This window comes from Streptomyces cellostaticus (assembly GCF_023630175.1).
GTDB classification, from domain to species: domain Bacteria; phylum Actinomycetota; class Actinomycetes; order Streptomycetales; family Streptomycetaceae; genus Streptomyces; species Streptomyces cellostaticus_A.
Genome location: NZ_JALLIN010000028.1, coordinates 20,005 through 36,285, shown reverse-complemented (window position 1 = coordinate 36,285; position 16,281 = coordinate 20,005). Strand labels below are relative to the sequence as shown.

General features: G+C 72.5%; 17 protein-coding genes. 12 read left to right on the top strand and 5 right to left on the bottom strand.

The window, feature by feature from the left end:
• Positions 1-41: 41 nt before the first annotated feature.
• Together MXD57_RS19010 and MXD57_RS19005 are read right to left on the bottom strand one after the other, a co-directional pair.
• Positions 42-350: a small hydrophobic protein gene (locus MXD57_RS19010; protein ID WP_250402787.1), complete on the bottom strand. Its 309-nt coding sequence runs from the start codon at positions 348-350 to the stop codon at positions 42-44.
• Between the two features lie 235 nt (positions 351-585).
• Positions 586-2,205, bottom strand: coding sequence for an MFS transporter (locus MXD57_RS19005; protein ID WP_250402726.1), 1,620 nt, complete (start codon positions 2,203-2,205; stop codon positions 586-588).
• Between the two features lie 113 nt (positions 2,206-2,318).
• Here MXD57_RS19005 and MXD57_RS19000 point away from each other — a divergent pair, with 113 nt between their 5' ends.
• From MXD57_RS19000 to MXD57_RS18990, 3 genes are all read left to right on the top strand, one after another.
• The gene (locus tag MXD57_RS19000; RefSeq protein ID WP_250402725.1) at positions 2,319-2,945 is read left to right on the top strand and encodes a TetR family transcriptional regulator; all 627 of its coding nucleotides are present in this window, start codon (positions 2,319-2,321) and stop codon (positions 2,943-2,945) included.
• Positions 2,946-3,037: 92 nt separating this feature from the next.
• Complete coding sequence (locus tag MXD57_RS18995; protein WP_250402724.1) at positions 3,038-4,255, top strand: alpha/beta hydrolase; 1,218 nt, start codon at positions 3,038-3,040, stop codon at positions 4,253-4,255.
• Positions 4,256-4,321: 66 nt separating this feature from the next.
• The gene (locus MXD57_RS18990; protein ID WP_250402723.1) at positions 4,322-5,176 is read left to right on the top strand and encodes a DUF4429 domain-containing protein; all 855 of its coding nucleotides are present in this window, start codon (positions 4,322-4,324) and stop codon (positions 5,174-5,176) included.
• Between the two features lie 21 nt (positions 5,177-5,197).
• Here MXD57_RS18990 and MXD57_RS18985 read toward each other — a convergent pair whose 3' ends face one another.
• The gene (locus tag MXD57_RS18985) at positions 5,198-5,653 is read right to left on the bottom strand and encodes a MerR family transcriptional regulator (protein ID WP_250402722.1); all 456 of its coding nucleotides are present in this window, start codon (positions 5,651-5,653) and stop codon (positions 5,198-5,200) included.
• Positions 5,654-5,762: 109 nt separating this feature from the next.
• Here MXD57_RS18985 and MXD57_RS18980 point away from each other — a divergent pair, with 109 nt between their 5' ends.
• Both MXD57_RS18980 and MXD57_RS18975 read left to right on the top strand, forming a co-directional pair.
• Entirely contained in the window at positions 5,763-6,233 is a 471-nt protein-coding gene (locus MXD57_RS18980) for a GNAT family N-acetyltransferase (RefSeq protein WP_250402721.1), read from the top strand.
• Between the two features lie 18 nt (positions 6,234-6,251).
• Positions 6,252-7,073 (top strand): serine hydrolase domain-containing protein, encoded by an 822-nt coding sequence (locus MXD57_RS18975; RefSeq protein WP_250402720.1) that lies wholly within the window; start codon positions 6,252-6,254, stop codon positions 7,071-7,073.
• Positions 7,074-7,596: 523 nt separating this feature from the next.
• Here the strand turns inward: MXD57_RS18975 and MXD57_RS18970 are convergent.
• Complete coding sequence (locus MXD57_RS18970) at positions 7,597-8,247, bottom strand: pirin family protein (RefSeq protein WP_250402719.1); 651 nt, start codon at positions 8,245-8,247, stop codon at positions 7,597-7,599.
• 75 nt (positions 8,248-8,322) lie between these two features.
• Between MXD57_RS18970 and MXD57_RS18965 the strand changes: the two genes are divergently transcribed.
• The 5 genes from MXD57_RS18965 to fabF all read left to right on the top strand — a co-directional run bounded on the left by MXD57_RS18965 (position 8,323) and on the right by fabF (position 13,317).
• On the top strand, positions 8,323-9,528 hold the full coding sequence (locus MXD57_RS18965) for a PucR family transcriptional regulator (RefSeq protein ID WP_250402718.1): 1,206 nt from the start codon (positions 8,323-8,325) through the stop codon (positions 9,526-9,528).
• Between the two features lie 89 nt (positions 9,529-9,617).
• Entirely contained in the window at positions 9,618-10,565 is a 948-nt protein-coding gene (locus tag MXD57_RS18960; RefSeq protein WP_250402717.1) for an ACP S-malonyltransferase, read from the top strand.
• A gap of 17 nt (positions 10,566-10,582) precedes the next feature.
• A complete protein-coding gene (locus MXD57_RS18955) occupies positions 10,583-11,614 on the top strand; it encodes a ketoacyl-ACP synthase III (protein WP_250402716.1) in 1,032 nt (343 codons plus the stop codon).
• A gap of 80 nt (positions 11,615-11,694) precedes the next feature.
• Entirely contained in the window at positions 11,695-11,943 is a 249-nt protein-coding gene (locus MXD57_RS18950) for an acyl carrier protein (RefSeq protein ID WP_133921367.1), read from the top strand.
• An 87-nt stretch (positions 11,944-12,030) separates the two neighbouring features.
• On the top strand, positions 12,031-13,317 hold the full coding sequence (fabF, locus tag MXD57_RS18945; protein WP_250402715.1) for a beta-ketoacyl-ACP synthase II: 1,287 nt from the start codon (positions 12,031-12,033) through the stop codon (positions 13,315-13,317).
• A gap of 106 nt (positions 13,318-13,423) precedes the next feature.
• On the opposite strand, the gene MXD57_RS18940 is transcribed toward fabF, so the two are convergent.
• Positions 13,424-13,918, bottom strand: a complete 495-nt coding sequence (locus MXD57_RS18940) for a DUF3145 domain-containing protein (protein ID WP_250402714.1) — start codon at positions 13,916-13,918, stop codon at positions 13,424-13,426.
• Between the two features lie 256 nt (positions 13,919-14,174).
• Here MXD57_RS18940 and MXD57_RS18935 point away from each other — a divergent pair, with 256 nt between their 5' ends.
• Positions 14,175-15,077, top strand: coding sequence for an SGNH/GDSL hydrolase family protein (locus MXD57_RS18935; RefSeq protein WP_250402713.1), 903 nt, complete (start codon positions 14,175-14,177; stop codon positions 15,075-15,077).
• 196 nt (positions 15,078-15,273) lie between these two features.
• A complete protein-coding gene (locus MXD57_RS18930; protein WP_250402712.1) occupies positions 15,274-16,251 on the top strand; it encodes an aldose epimerase family protein in 978 nt (325 codons plus the stop codon).
• The last annotated feature ends 30 nt before the right edge of the window (positions 16,252-16,281 follow it).

Sequence of the window (16,281 nt, the reverse complement as noted above, 5' to 3'; positions counted from 1 at the left end):
GCTCCGGGCCCGGAGCCGCGGGCGTCGAGGTCGGGGCGGGCTCAGAGCAGGCCGTGGCCCCAAGTGGCCGCGCCGGCCAGGGCGATGAGGGACAGCAGGGTGTCTATCGCGCCCAGGACCAGGGCCACCACGGCCGGGATGTTGCGGTCGGTGGACCATGTGCGGCCCATGGACTGCCAGCCGCAGAACATCGCCACCGGGCCGAGGATGATGCCCAGTGCGAAGAACCCGGCGACCGCGCAGACGGTTCCGATGATCCCGAGCGTCGCGCGGTCCGGCCCGGTCCGCTGCCACGAACGGCCGCGTGACCGGGGGTGTCCGCGCGTTCCGTGCCCGAAGCCAGCCATCATCAACTCCCTGGAGGTCATGGACAGTTCGGCCTCGCTGGGCGGGTACCCCGGTTTTCCCCGGACAGACCTGCGCGCGCTGCCCCCTCCGGCAGCGCGCGCCGCGGCCCGGCGCCCTCCGCATGCCCTGCGGAGGACCTGACCCACTGTGACCTGCGGCGCGCGCCCGGGATGAGGGATCTTGAGCGGAGTCACCCGGATGGGTGAACTCCGCCGAGCCCGCGCATGAGACGCGCGGTCAGATGTGACCGACGCCCGCGCCCGCCTCCGCGTTCTGGCCCCGCTTGGTGAGGAAGGCGACCAGCACCGCGACCGCCGCCACGCCCGCCGCGACCAGGGAGGCGAGGCTCATGCCGGAGACGAAGGTGTCGTGGGCGACCGTGGTGATCTTCGCGACGAGAGCCTCGGGCATGCCCTTGACCACCGGCGCCACGCCCACCTGGACCGCCTCGGAGGCCTGGTCCAACTGCTCCGGGGTCAGCTTCGGCAGCCCCGCGCCGGCCCAGTTGCCCGGCAGTTCGCTGTCGACCCTGGAGGCCATCACGGCCCCCAGCACCGCCGTACCGAGGCTGCCGCCGATCTGCATGGCCGCCTGCTGCAGGCCGCCCGCCACACCGGACAGCTCCATGGGCGCGTTGCCGACGATCACCTCGGTGGCGCCGACCATGACCGGCGCGAGGCCGAAGCCCAGCAGGGCGAACCAGATCGACATCGCACCGCTGCCGGTGTCGGCCTCCAGCGTCGACATGCCGTACATGGCGATGGCGGTGGCCGCCATGCCGCCTGCCAGCGGGACGCGCGGGCCGAGCTTGGTGATCGCGGCGCCCGCGAGCGGGGAGCCGACGATCATCATGCCGGTCAGCGGAAGCAGGTGCAGACCCGCGTCGATGGGGCTCATGCCGTGGACGTTCTGGAGGTAGAACGTCACGAAGAACAGACCGCCCATGAAGGCGATGGCCATCATGACCATGAGGACGACGCCCGCGGACAGCGGGATCGAGCGGAACATGCCCAGCGGGATCAGCGGTTCGGCGACCCTCGTCTCCCAGACCGCGAACAGGACGAACAGCAGCGCCGAGGCGCCGATGAAGCTCCAGGTCTTGATGTCGCCCCAGCCCCAGGTCGGCGCCTGGATGAGCGCCCACACCAGACAGAACATCGCGCCGGACAGCAGCCCGATGCCCGGCAGGTCGAAGGAGCGCGGCGCGTTCTCGGCGCGGTGGTCCAGCAGGATCAGCAGGCCCAGCAGCAGGGCGACGGCGCCGACCGGCACGTTGACGAAGAAGACCGACTGCCAGTTCACGTGCTCGACGAGGACGCCGCCGAGGATCGGGCCGCCCGCGGTGGAGGCACCGATGACCATGCCCCAGATGCCGATCGCCATGTTCAGCTTCTCGGCCGGGAAGGTGGCCCGCAGCAGTCCGAGCGCGGCCGGCATCAGCAGCGCGCCGAACAGGCCCTGGAAGACGCGGAAGGTGACGACCGCGGCGATGCTGTTCGACAGGCCGATGGCGCCCGAGGCGGTGGCGAAGCCGGTGACGCCGATCAGGAAGGTCTGCCGGTGGCCGAAGCGGTCGCCCAGCTTGCCCGCGGTGATCAGGCAGACCGCGAGGGCGAGGAAGTAGCCGTTGGTGATCCACTGGACGTCGGAGAAGCTCGCGCCGAGGTCCTTCTGGATGGCCGGGTTGGCGATGGCCACGATGGTGCCGTCGAGGGCCACCATCATGACCCCTACGGCGACGGTGATGAGGGTGAGCCACGGGTGGCCGCGCAGCCCCGCGGCCGGGGTCGGCTCCGACGGGTCGGCCGATGCCCGGTCCCCCGGTCCCGTCGTGTCGATGGTGGTCTGACTAGTCATACCGTAGAGGCTAGTGTCAGTCGCTGACAATTGACAAACCAATTCACAAGTCGGTTACTGACACGACACCAGCGCATAGCCTGAGCTGGAAGGACATTTCACTGGAGAGGCCGATGGAGACGCTGCGCGACCGCAAGAAGCGGCACACCCGGGAGGCGCTGCTGCGGGCCGCTCTCGAGCTGTTCACCACGCAGGGCTACGAGCACACCACCGTCGACGAGATCGCCGAGGCCGTCGACGTCTCGCAGCGCACCTTCTTCCGCTACTTCGCCGGCAAGGAGGAGGTCGCCTTCGCCGTCCAGGAGATGACGGAGGCGCTCTTCGTGGAGTCCGTACGGGCGAGACCGGCGCACGAGGCACCGATGGAGGCACTGCGGCAGGCGGTCCTGGAGGGCTGGGAGGCGATACAGGAGACCGTCGAGTCGGCCGTCCCGGTGGAGCTCTACCTGCGGATGTACCGGACCATCGAGTCGACGCCCGCGCTGCTCGCCGCCCATCTGCGGCGCTCCGTGACCACCGAGGAGACGATCGCGCGGCTGCTCGCCGAACGGGAGGGCGTCGACGTGGACACCGATCCGCGGCCGCGGCTGGCGGTGGCCGTGTTCGGCGGGGTGATGAGGGTCACCGAACGGCAGTGGTGCGCGGGTGACGACTTCGGCCTGGAGGCGATCCGGCGCCTGACCGCTTCGTACCTGGACCAGTTGGGCTCGGCGCTGACCGGGAACTGGCGCGCGGGCTGAGGACCTCGCGGAAGCGTTCGACGGTTACCGAAACGTGATACCCATCACTCGGTTACCCCGACACCCGCCCGTTCTCCTAGTGTGTCCTCCCAGTGACTTCCTTCGACACCTCCCCGCCCCTCAACGTCTGGCGCGCCCTGCTCGCGCTGTCCGTGGTGTTCGTGATGCTCGCGACCACCGGCTGGACCGCCCTGCGCACCCACCGGGTGCCGACCGCGCTGCAGCACTCACTCGACAAGTGGGAGCACGGCACCCTGCGCGGCCTGCGCCTGCCGGACCCCGAGGCGGCCCCCGCGCGCCTCGGCCGGTTCTTCGCCTCGCTCACCGCCCACGAGCGCGACCGGCTGGCCCGGCGCTACCCGCTGGCGGTCGGCAACATGAACGGCGCCCCCGTCAAGCTGCGCTACCGCGCCAACCGCATCGCGCTGGGGCAGGCACGCGAGGTCGAGCGCAAGCGCACGCACGACAGCCGGATCAGCAGGGCCGGGCAGCAGGACGCGGGCCGGCGGATGGAGCGCTACGAGGCGCTGATGCGTCCGAAACGGCACATCCTCGCCTTCGACCCGGCGGGCTCGGGCCGGGTCGCGGAGGTGTTCGGCAGCCTCACCAAGGCCGACCGGATCTCCGTCGTCGTCCCCGGTGTCGACACCGATCTGCTCACCTTCCAGCGGTCGTACCGCAAGTACAGCGCCCCGGTCGGCATGGCCAAGGCCCTGTACGCGGCCGAGCGGGCGGAGAGCGCGTCGACGCGCACGGCCGTGATCGCCTGGGCCGACTACACCGCGCCGGACGGCCTCGGCGTGGACGCGGCCACCGGACTGCGCGCCGAGGAGGGCGCCGTCCGCCTGAACGCACTGCTGCGCGGCCTGCCCGGCCGGGCACCGGTGTCGATGTTCTGCCACAGCTACGGCTCGGTGGTCTGCGGCGTCGCCGCGCACGGCATGCCGGACCGGGTGTCCGACCTGGCGGTCGCCGCGAGCCCCGGCATGCGCGCCGCGAACGCCGGCCGCCTGGGCACCTCGGCCCGGGTGTGGGCGATGCGGGACGCCAGCGACTGGGTGCGGGACGTGCCGTACCTGGAGCTCGGCGGGCTGGGCCACGGCGCCGACCCGGTGTCCTCGGCGTTCGGCGCGCGGGTCCTGTCGGCCCGTGACGCGCAGGGCCACAGCGGCTACTTCCAGCCGGGCACGGACAGCCTGCGCAACCTCGCGCACGTCGGCGTCGGCGCGTACGACGCGGTGACGTGCGCCCGCGAAGACGATGCCTGCCGGACTGATCCGCCCCGCACGAAGACGGCCGGACGCGCGTAGAGACAGCAGGAAGTGCGGTCCGCGCGGGTGGCGACGGAGAAGCACGTGCCGCATACGATGAGCCGCATGGGTGACGTACTGGCGGGTTTTCATGCCGTCTGGGAGTTCGAGTCCGACTCCGTGCTCATCCGTTACGAACGGGGGATTCGGACACCCAGGCTGTTCCAGGCGCTGGGCGAGCGGCGCATTCCGCTGGCCGCGGTGGAGGAGGTGACCCTCACTCCCGGAAGGCGCCGCTCCGTCGTGCTGCGGCTGCGGCCGCGCCCCGGCGCCGATCCGCTGATGGACGCGGCGGCCGGGCAGTTGCGCGAGGGCTCCGATCCGTACCGGCTGGTGCTGCCGGCCGAGCGGGCGACCCTCGCCGAGTACTACGCCGACGAGCTGAAATTGCTGCTGACCGGGGCCGGACCGGAGCCCGCCGAGCGCTGGCTGGTGGCCGCCCCCGAGGCTCCGCGGCAGTTCAAGGCGTACGACGGGAAGGCGGCCTTCGACGGGACCTGCGTGCGGTTCCGCTGGTCCTGGACGGGTGCGTCCTCGGCGAAGTGGAAGTCCGGTGACCAGAGCTGGCCGGTCGCCGACCTCAGCGCCGTGGAGTGGCGTTCGCCGGAGGCCTTCGAGGGGCACCTGCGACTGGTACCCCGCGAGGGCGGGTCCACCCGCCCCGCCCAGCCCGACCAGGATCCGGCGGCCGTCGTCTTCGGCCTCGGCTACGGTCCGGTGCACGAGTCCCTGCCGTTCGCCGCCGCCGTCCTCGCGGCGCTGCGGCCCCGGGGGCCGGTGCCGGTGGCACCGGCCCCCTCCCGGCGGGACCCGGCCGACGTCGCCGAGCGCATCCGGCACCTGGGGGAACTGCACCGGGCGGGCCTGGTCACCGACGAGGAGTTCTCCTCCAAGAAGGCCGAGCTGCTGGACGAGCTGTAGCGGCCGCGGGCGGGCGGCCGGTCAGCGCTCCGTGGCGTAGAAACTGATCTTCCGGTCCAGCACCGCCAGGGTGTCGTGCAGTTCCGCGATCCGGGCCAGCACGTCCCGGCGGGTCGACTCGAGCAGTTCCTGGCGATCGGCGTAGGTGCTCTCGCCCTCCCGCACCAGTTCCGCGTAGCGGACCATGTCGGCCACCGGCATGCCGGTCAGCCGGAGCTTGTTCACGAACTCCAGCCAGTCCAGGTCCCGGTTGCTGTAGCGGCGCTGCCCGGTGTGCGAGCGGTCGACGTGCGGCATCAGGCCGATCCGCTCGTACCAGCGCAGTGTGTGCGCGGTCAGCCCGGTGAAGGCGACGACCTCGCTGATCGTGTAGCGGTCCTGGCCGTCGGGGCGGGGGTGGCGCCGGGGCGGGGCGGAGCAGATGTCGGCGGGGTTCGCCCGCCCGGTGGCCGCCGGCGTGGTCTGCATCACCGTCATGCCCCAACGCTATGGCCTTGGAGTGCACTCCAGGCAAGGCGACCGCGTGAGAAAGGGGTGTGGGAAAACGGCGCGACGGGTCGGGGGTGCGGTGGTTAGCGTGCCCGGCATGAGTCTCGTACGCCGGGCCGGGCCCGAGGACGCCGCGGAAGTGCTGCGGCTGCGTCAGGTCATGATCGACTCGATGGGCCACGCCGACCGGTCCACCGACTGGCACACCGAATCCCTGCCCGCCCTGCGGGCGAGGCTCGCGGAGCCGGAAGGGGGCTTCGCGGCCTTCGTCGTGGACCATCCGGAGCGGCCGGGCGCGCTGGCCGCGCTGGTGGCCGGCACGCTCGACTACCGGATCGGCCGGGCGGGCAACCCGCTCGGCACCGTCGGGTACGTCTTCAGCGTCGCCACCGACCCGGACGCCCGGCGGCGCGGGTACGCGCGCGCGTGCATGGACGCGCTCCTCGGCTGGTTCCGCGGGCGCGGTGCCGACCGGGTGCAGCTCACCACGTCCGCGCAGGGCGCGCCGCTGTACGCCTCGCTCGGCTTCCGTCCCAAGCCCGACCCGTTGCTGGAGCTGTGGCTCTGAGCCCTTAGGCTCGGCCCCATGTCGTTGAACAGCCTGGCGTCGATCGAGAACTGGCCGGTCCCCACCGCGGCGGCGGGCGTGGTCCGCGCGGACGGCACGGTGGTGGGCACCCACGGCCCGGCCGGACGGCGGTTCCCGCTGGCCTCGGTCACCAAGCCGCTGGCGGCCTACGCCGTGCTCGTCGCCTACGAGGAGGGCGCGATCGAGCTGGACGAGCCGGCGGGCCCGCCCGGCGCCACGGTCCGCCATCTGCTCGCGCACACCTCCGGGCTGGCCTTCGACGAGCACCGCGTGATGGCTCCGCCCGGGGAGCGGCGGCTGTACTCCAACGCGGGCTTCGAGCAGCTCGGTGATCATGTCGCCGGGGCGACGGAGATCCCGTTCGCCGAGTACCTGCGGCAGGCGGTGCTGGAGCCGCTGGGGATGGCGTCGACGTCGCTGGCGGGGTCGCCGGCGAAGGACGGCGTGTCCACGGTGGACGACCTGCTGCGGTTCGCCGCCGAGATCCAGGCGCCGCGGCTGCTGGACCCCCGTACGGTGGCCGCGGCGATGAGCGTGCAGTATCCGGGCGTGAAGGGGGTGCTGCCGGGATACGGGCACCAGAACCCCAACGACTGGGGACTGGGGTTCGAGATCCGGGACTCCAAGTCGCCGCACTGGACGGGCTCTTCGTCGTCGCCCCGGACGTTCGGGCACTTCGGGCAGTCCGGCACGTTCCTGTGGATCGACCCGGACGCGGGGGTCGCCGCGGTCGCGCTGACCGATCGGGCGTTCGGGCCCTGGGCGGTCGAGAGCTGGCCGGCGTTCACGGACGCGGTGCTGGCGGAGTCGCGGGTCTGAGGTCCACCGGGCCCGGACGGTGTCCCGCCGCCCGTGCCCGGCAGGGTCTCTCGCGCACACTCCCCGGCCGGAGAAGGCCCGTCCTCCGCCGGGATCACGCCGGGCCCGCGGGCCCGGTCCGCACCGGCGCCCGCTGCCGTGGCCGGAAGGATTCACCGGCGCGCGGCGTCCGGCACGCCTTCGGTCACGGCACCGCTGCCCCGTGGGCCAAGGTCTGCCCGTCAAGGAGCGGCGTCCGGTGAATGCTGCCGGCGTGTCGGCCGGAAGGCCTCGTACTGGGCGTACTCGGGCTCTCGGCCGGTGCCGCGGGAGTCCCCCGGGCATCGCGACGGGGCGAACCCCGGCCGACGCGGCGCTGGCCAAGGGCTGTCCCGTGATCCCCGGTGGATCGGCGCACGGCGTCGGATGCGGTGCGTCGCAGGGCGGAGGGTCGTCCTCGTACGGGCCGTGTCCGGGCGATCCGGCAGCGCGGCGAGGTGCCGTGGCCGTCGTCGTGCGCCCGCCGGGGATCGCGGGACAACCCTCAGAGCATCTCCCACATCAGCACTTCCGCCGCCGTCAGACCTGCGGCGTCCAGCCCCTCGGCGTCCGTGACCCGGGCGGAGTCGCCCTCGCCCAGCGTCTCCTCGGCGAGCGTGATCCCGCCCCGGACCACGTGGACGTACACGTGCGGCGCGTCCGGTACCGCCGTCCGCTCCCCCGCCGCCAGCCGGCGGACGTGGAGCACGGCACCGGCGGCCGGGAGGGCGTAGGGGGTGGCGTCGGCGATGCCGGGGACGATCGCGTAGGACGGGTCACCACCCGGCTCCAGCGGGGCCAGCCACATCTGGACGAAGGTCAGCGGGGTGTCCGCCTCGTTGCGCTCCACATGCCGGACGCCCGCCGCCGCGGCGAGGTGCTGGACGTCGCCGGGGCGTACCTTCGTCTCGTGGCCCGTGGAGTCACGGTGGGTCAGTTCGCCCTCGACCACCCACGTGACGATCTCGGTGTGGCTGTGCGCGTGCTCGTCGAAGCCGGCCCCCGGGGCGAGCCGTTCCTCGTTGCAGGCGATCACCGCGCCGAAACGCAGGTTGCCGGGGTCGTAGTGCGGGCCGAAGGAGAAGGCGTGGCGGGAATCGATCCCCGCCCGCGGATCCCCGCCGCGGTAGCGCTCTCCGGCGCGCCGTACGTCCATCACAGGCACCACCGTAGACCGCGCACGGCACCCCGCCGACGCACGGTCCCGTCCCGATAAGGCAGTCTTGTCCCCGTGCCCGAACCCGAAACCCGTAGCGGCGAACCCGCAGCGCACACCGTCCACCAGCACTCCGCGACCCTGAAGCGGCTGGAGAAGTCCTCCGGGAGCCTCGCCGCGCAGGCCATCGCGCGCATGGACGAGACCCTGCCGTGGTACCGGGCCATGCCGCCGGAGAACCGTTCCTGGATCGGGCTCGTCGCGCAGGCGGGCATCGCCGCGTTCACCGAGTGGTTCCGGCACCCGGACGCCCCGCAGGCCATCTCCACGGACGTCTTCGGGACCGCGCCCCGCGAGCTGACCAGGGCCATCACGCTGCGGCAGACGGTGGAGATGGTGCGCACCACCATCGAGGTGATGGAGTCCGCCATCGACGAGGTGGCGGCCCCCGGGGACGAGGGCGTGCTGCGCGAGGCCCTGCTCGTGTACGCCCGGGAGATCGCGTTCGCCACCGCCCAGGTGTACGCCCAGGCCGCCGAGGCGCGCGGCGCCTGGGACGCGCGGCTGGAGTCGCTGGTGGTCAACGCCGTGCTCAGCGGGGAGGCCGACGAGGGCGCCGTCAGCCGGGCCGCCGCGCTCGGCTGGAACTCGCCGGACCATGTGTGCGTCGTGCTCGGCACCGCGCCCGACGGGGACAGCGAGCTGACCGTCGAGGCCATCCGGCGGGCCGCGCGCCACGCCAAGCTGCAGGTGCTCACGGGAGTGCTGGGCGACCGGCTCGTCGTGATCGCCGGGGGCAGCCCCAATCCGCTCGCCGTCGCCAAGTCGCTGATCGGGCCGTACGCCGCCGGGCCGGTCGTCGCCGGGCCCGTCGTACCCGATCTGCTGGCCGCCACCCGGTCCGCGCAGGCCGCGGCGGCCGGGCTGAAGGCATGTTTCGCCTGGCAGGACGCGCCGAGGCCGGTACTGGCGGACGATCTTCTGCCGGAGCGGGCCATCGCAGGCGATCCGGGCGCGCGCGAGCAGTTGGTGGAGGAGATCTACAGACCACTGGAGGAGGCCGGGTCCGCGCTCCTGGAGACCTTGAGTGTCTACCTGGAACAGGCCAGCAGCCTGGAAGGCGCGGCCAGAATGCTGTTCGTTCACCCGAACACCGTGCGCTACCGGCTCCGACGTGTGACAGACGTCACCGGATGGTCGCCCTCGGATGTACGATCCGCGTTCACGCTGCGGATCGCGCTGATCCTGGGGCGTCTGGCCGACGGTGAACCCCAGGCCTAGGGTTTTGTGGGGGGCCCACAAAACCCCTACGTGTTCTTCGTCCCTGTCCCCACGGGCGGCTTCGGCCGTCTCCAAGAGAGAGTGTGAGAGTGCTCGTACTCGTCGCTCCCGGCCAGGGCGCCCAGACGCCCGGCTTCCTGACCCCCTGGCTCGAACTCCCCGGTGCCGCGGACCGCGTCGCCGCGTGGTCGGACGCCATCGGTCTCGACCTGGTCCACTACGGCACCCAGGCCGACGCCGACGCCATCCGCGACACCTCGGTGGCCCAGCCGCTGCTGGTCGCCGCCGGGATCCTGTCCGCCATGGCACTGGGTGACATGTCCGAGACCGCGCCCGGCGCGGTCGCCGGCCACAGCGTGGGCGAGATCACCGCCGCCGCCTTCGCGGGCGTCCTGGACGACACCGCGGCCCTCGGCCTCGTCCGCCGTCGTGGGCTCGCGATGGCCGAGGCCGCCGCGATCACCGAGACCGGCATGTCCGCGCTGCTCGGCGGTGACCCCGAGACGTCCGTCGCGCACCTGGAGAAGCTGGGCCTGACCCCGGCGAACATCAACGGCGCGGGCCAGATCGTCGCCGCCGGCACGCTGGAGCAGCTCGCCGCGCTGGCCGAGGACAAGCCCGAGGGTGTCCGCAAGGTCGTCCCGCTGAAGGTGGCCGGCGCCTTCCACACGCGCCACATGGCTCCCGCCGTCGAGGCGCTGGCCGAGGCCGCCGCGCGGCTGACGCCCGCCGATCCGAAGGTCGCCTACGTCTCCAACAAGGACGGCCGCCTGGTCGCCTCCGGCGCCGAGGTGCTGGACCGGGTGGTCGGCCAGGTCGCCAACCCGGTGCGCTGGGACCTGTGCATGGAGACGTTCAAGGAGCTGGGCGCCACCGCGCTCATCGAGGTGTGCCCCGGTGGCACGCTGACCGGTCTGGCCAAGCGCGCGCTGCCCGGTGTGCGCACGCTCGCCCTGAAGACCCCCGACGACCTCGAAGCGGCCCGCACGCTCATCGCCGAGACTGCGACACCTGCCGCTGACGCGGCGAGCGCCTGACAAGGAGCCCAAGACCCATGTCGAAGATCCAGCCCAGCAAGGGCGCCCCGTACGCGCGCATCCTCGGCGTCGGCGGCTACCGGCCGACCCGCGTGGTGCCCAACGAGGTGATCCTGGAGAGGATCGACTCGTCCGACGAGTGGATCCGATCGCGCTCCGGCATCGAGACCCGGCACTGGGCGGGCCCCGAGGAGACGGTCGCCGCGATGTCCGTCGAGGCGGCCGGCAAGGCGATCGCCGACTCCGGCATCGACGCCGGGCAGATCGGCGCCGTGGTCGTCTCGACCGTCTCGCACTTCAGCCAGACCCCGGCCGTCGCCACCGAGATCGCCGACAAGCTGGGCACGAACAAGGCCGCCGCCTTCGACATCTCGGCCGGCTGCGCCGGCTTCGGCTACGGCCTGACCCTCGCCAAGGGCATGGTGGTGGAGGGTTCCGCCGAGTACGTGCTGGTCATCGGTGTGGAGCGGCTCAGCGACCTCACCGACCTGGAGGACCGGGCCACGGCCTTCCTGTTCGGTGACGGCGCCGGCGCGGTCATCGTCGGCCCCTCGCAGGAGCCGGCCATCGGCCCGACCGTGTGGGGCTCCGAGGGCGACAAGGCCGGCACCATCAAGCAGACGGTCTCCTGGGACCGTTTCCGGGTCGGCGACCTCGCCGAACTGCCCCTCGACAGCGAGGGCAACGTCAAGTTCCCTGCGATCACGCAGGAGGGCCAGGCGGTGTTCCGCTGGGCCGTGTTCGAGATGGCGAAGGTCGCCCAGCAGGCGCTGGACGCGGCCGGAATCAGCCCGGACGACCTGGACGTCTTCATTCCGCACCAGGCCAACGTGCGGATCATCGACTCGATGGTGAAGACGCTGAAGCTGCCGGAGCACGTCACGGTCGCCCGTGACATCCGCACCACCGGCAACACCTCGGCCGCCTCGATCCCGCTCGCGATGGAGCGGCTCCTGGCCACCGGGGAGGCGAAGAGCGGCGACACCGCGCTCGTCATCGGATTCGGGGCGGGTCTCGTCTACGCCGCCACGGTCGTTACCCTCCCCTAGGCACTCCGTGCCGGATCTTGTCTCCGGCCCGGTGCAAACTGCCACAAACCGTCTGGATTATCGAAGAAGGAGCGCCTGACATGGCCGCCACTCAGGAAGAGATCGTCGCCGGTCTCGCCGAGATCGTGAACGAGATCGCCGGGATCCCCACCGAGGACGTCCAGCTGGACAAGTCCTTCACCGACGACCTGGACGTCGACTCGCTGTCCATGGTCGAGGTCGTCGTCGCCGCCGAGGAGCGCTTCGACGTGAAGATCCCGGACGAGGACGTCAAGAACCTGAAGACCGTTGGTGACGCCACCAACTACATCCTCAAGCACCAGGCCTGAGGCACCCCTTAGGCCGTCAGGCTGCTAGGCCCCGCCACCCGGCGGTGGCGCCGTCGAATCCCGTTTTCCGTTGGAGAAAGAATTCCCGTGAGCCCGACCAATCGCACCGTGGTCGTCACCGGTATCGGCGCAACCACACCGCTGGGTGGCGACGCAGCCTCGTTCTGGGAGGCCCTGGTCGCCGGCAAGTCCGGTGTCGGCCCGCTCGAGCAGGAGTGGGCGGCCGAGTTGCCGGTCCGCATCGCCGCGCAGATCGCCGTCGAGCCCGGCGAGATCATCCCCCGCCCGCAGGCCCGCAAGCTGGACCGGTCCGCGCAGTTCGCGCTGATCGCCGCTCAGGAGGCCTGGAAGGACGCCGGTTTCACCGCCAGGGCCGGTGCCGTGGAAGCGGACGGCTCCGTGCCGGGCGCGTCCGTCAACCCCGACCGCCTCGGCGCGGTCATCGCCTCCGGGATCGGCGGCGTGACGACGCTCCTGGACCAGTACGACGTGCTCAAGGAGAAGGGCGTACGCCGCGTCTCCCCGCACACCGTGCCGATGCTGATGCCCAACTCCCCGGCGGCCAACGTCGGCATCGAGCTGGGTGCCCGCGCCGGTGTGCACACCCCCGTGTCGGCCTGCGCCTCCGGCGCGGAGGCCATCGGGTACGCGATCGAGATGATCCGCACCGGTCGTGCGGACGTGGTCGTGGCCGGTGGTACCGAGGCCGCCATCCACCCGCTTCCCATCGCCGCCTTCGGCAACATGATGGCGATGTCCAAGAACAACGACGACCCCGAGGGCGCGTCGCGTCCCTACGACGCGGGCCGCGACGGCTTCGTGCTCGGCGAGGGCGCCGGTGTGATCGTCCTGGAGTCCGAGGAGCACGCCAGGGCCCGCGGCGCCCGGATCTACGTCGAGGCGGTCGGCCAGGGCATCTCCGCCGACAGCCACCACATCACGCAGCCGGAGCCGTCCGGCAACGGCATCGCCCACGCCCTGCAGAACCTGCTCGACAACACGGACCTGAAGCCGGCCGAGATCGTGCACGTGAACGCGCACGCCACGTCGACGCCGCAGGGTGACGTCGCCGAGATCAAGGCGCTGCGGAAGGTGTTCGGCGACGACGTCGACCACATGGCGATCTCCGCCACCAAGTCGATGACGGGTCACCTGCTCGGTGGCGCCGGCGGTATCGAGACCGTGGCGTCGATCCTGGCGCTGGTGAACCGCACGGCTCCGCCGACCATCAACGTGTCGGACCTCGACCCCGAGGTCAACGCCGACGTGGTGACCGGTGAGGCCCGCGAGCTGCCCGAGGGCCGGATCGCCGTGCTGAACGACTCGTTCGGCTTCGGCGGGCACAACGTGGTCCTGGCCTTCCGGACCCTCTGAGACCACACGCGAAGGAGCCCCCACCGGCCGGTGGGGGCTCCTTCGCGTGTGCCGCGGGTGCTTCCTCCCGCGTGTCCCGGGGACCCGCGCGTGTCCGCGAGGGGCTTCAGACCACCTGGTGCAGCCAGCGCACCGGTGCTCCCTCGCCCGCGTAGCGGAACGGTTCCAGCTCGTCGTCCCAGGGCTTTCCGAGGAGCTTGGCGATCTCCGCCTCCAGGTCGGTCTCCTCGCGCTGGGAACGCGTCAGCGCCGCGCGCAGCCGGTCCTCGGGGATGAGGATGTCGCCGTGGATGCCGGTGACGGCGTGGAAGATGCCGAGGTCGGGGGTGCAGCTGTAGCGCTCGCCCTCGGCGGTGGCGCAGGGCTCGGCGGTGACCTCGAAGCGCAGCAGGTGCCAGCCGCGCAGGGCGGAGGCGAGCTTGGAGGCGGTGCCGGCCTCGGCCTGCCAGGAGAACTCCGAGCGCCAGGTGCCGGGTGCCGCGGGCTGCCGGATCCAGTCGAGGCCGACGCGCGTGCCGAGCACCCCCGCGACGGCCCACTCGACGTGCGGGCACAGCGCGCGCGGCGCGGAGTGCACGTACAGAACTCCACGTGTCGTCACCGGAACCTCCGGGCAGAGCGGGACATCTTGCGGACTGGCGGGCGGCCCAGGCGCGACGGCCGCGTTGAGGGCGAGGCTACCCTGCGGCGGGGCAAGGAGTGTGACGTACCGTCGGTCCCGGCGCCGTGAAACCCGCCCCATTCACCCAGGGGGACGCTTGTACGGGGGTGGGGCGTTCCCGGGTCCACGGTCCGGGAACCCCGGCGCGTTGTCATGGGAGGGAGCACCGCACGGTCGAGCGAGGGGAGCAGCCAGGATGCGCGAGCGAGGCAGGCGGGCGCGGGGCGCCGTCGCGGCCGTGACGGCGGCCGTCCTGGCCCTCACGGGGTGTGACGCCTTCGGCGGTGGCGGGGCGGACGGCAAGAAGGACTCCGGTACGTCCGCCTCCCGGCCCCCGGCCAGGCCGGCGCCGGTGTGGGACCGCAGCCCGGACTCGATCGCCGCGGTCGGCGACTCGATCACCCGGGGCTTCGACGCGTGCGCCGTGCTCTCGGACTGCCCCGAGGTGTCGTGGGCGACGGGCGGCGACGCCGGGGTCGACAGCCTGGCGGTGCGGCTGCTGGGGGTGCGGGGTGCGGCCGAGCACAGCCGCAACTACGCGGTGACCGGCGCCCGGATGGCGGACCTGCCGCGGCAGGTGGCCGGCGCGATCGCCGGGCGGCCCGAACTGGTGACGGTGATGATCGGCGCGAACGACGCCTGCCGCGCGTCGGTGTCGGCGATGACGCCGGTGGCGGACTTCCGGGCGGACTTCGAGGCGTCGCTGGCCGCGCTGCGTACCGCGCTGCCCCGGACGCAGGTGTACGTGGCGAGCGTGCCGAACCTGCTGCGGCTGTGGTCCCAGGGCCGGACGAACCCGCTGGGCAAGCAGGTGTGGAGGCTGGGCATCTGCCCGTCGATGCTGGCCGAGGCCGACGACCTGGGCGACGCGGCCACCCGGCGCCGGGAGAAGGTGCAGCGTCGGGTGGAGGAGTACAACGCGGCGCTGCGGGCCGTGTGCGCCGGGGACCGCCGCTGCCGCTTCGACGGGAACGCGGTGTTCGACTTCCGCTTCGGCACCGACCAGCTCAGCCGCTGGGACTGGTTCCACCCCAGCCGCGACGGCCAGGCGCGGCTGGCGGAGATCGCGTACCGCACGGTCACCGCGCCGACACCCTGACCGGTGCCGCGTCGGCCGGGGTTCGCCCCGTCGCGGCGCCCGGCGGGCGCACGACGACGGCCACGGCACCCCGCCGCGTCGTCGGATCGCCCGGATACGTCCGGTACGAGGACGGCCCTCCGCCCTGCGGCGCACCGCATCCGGCGCCGTGCGCCGAGCCATCGGGGATCACGGGGCAGCCCTTAGGCTCTCCCACATGAGTGAACTTTTCTGCACACTTCCCGACGGCGCGCCGGTGCACCGCTGGACGCTGGAGCGGGCCGGGGTGCGGGTGCGGGTGCTGTCGTACGGCGGGATCGTGCAGTCGGTGGAGGTTCCGGACCGGGACGGCCGAACGGCCGACGTGGTGCTGGGGTTCCCCGGGGTGGAGGGCTATCTGGAGCATCCGGAGCCCTGTCTCGGCGCCCTGGTGGGGCGGTACGCCAACCGGATCGCGGGCGGGCGCTTCGAGCTCGGCGGCCGTACGTACCCCCTGCCGGTGAACGACGGGCCCAACTGCCTGCACGGCGGCAGGCGCGGGTTCGACAAGCGGGTGTGGGAGGCGGAGCCGGCCGGGGACGGCGTCCGGCTGCGCCGGGTGAGCCCGGACGGCGAGGAGGGCTTCCCCGGCCGGCTGGAGGTGTCCGCGACGTACACGCTGGACGACTCCGGGGCGCTGCGGATCGCCTACGAGGCGGTGACGGACGCGCCGACCGTCCTGAACCTCACCAACCACTCGTACTGGAACCTGGGCGGCTCCGGCTCCGCCGGCGGTCACGAACTGCGGCTCGCCGCCTCCCGGTTCACCCCGGTGGACGCGGACCTGATTCCCACCGGGGTCCTCCAGGACGTGACCGGCTCCCGCTTCGACTTCCGCGGGGCCCGCGAGGTCGGTTCCGGCTACGACCACAACTTCGCGCTGGACAAGGGGGTGACGACCGTCGCCGAGGAGGTGGCCGAGCTGCACGACCCGGTGTCCGGGCGGGTGCTCACCGTGGCCACGACCGAGCCCGGGATCCAGCTCTACACTGCCGACCATCTGGGTGCGCCCTTCGCCCCCGGCGAAGGGATCGCCCTGGAGACCCAGCACTTCCCCGACTCCCCCAACCGCCCTGCCTTCCCGGGCACCGTGCTGCGGCCGGGCGAGGTGTTCCGGTCCGAGACGGTGTACGGCTTCTCGGCGCGCCGAGGTTAGGGACGAGCCCCGGTCCGGAGGTCAGGTTTC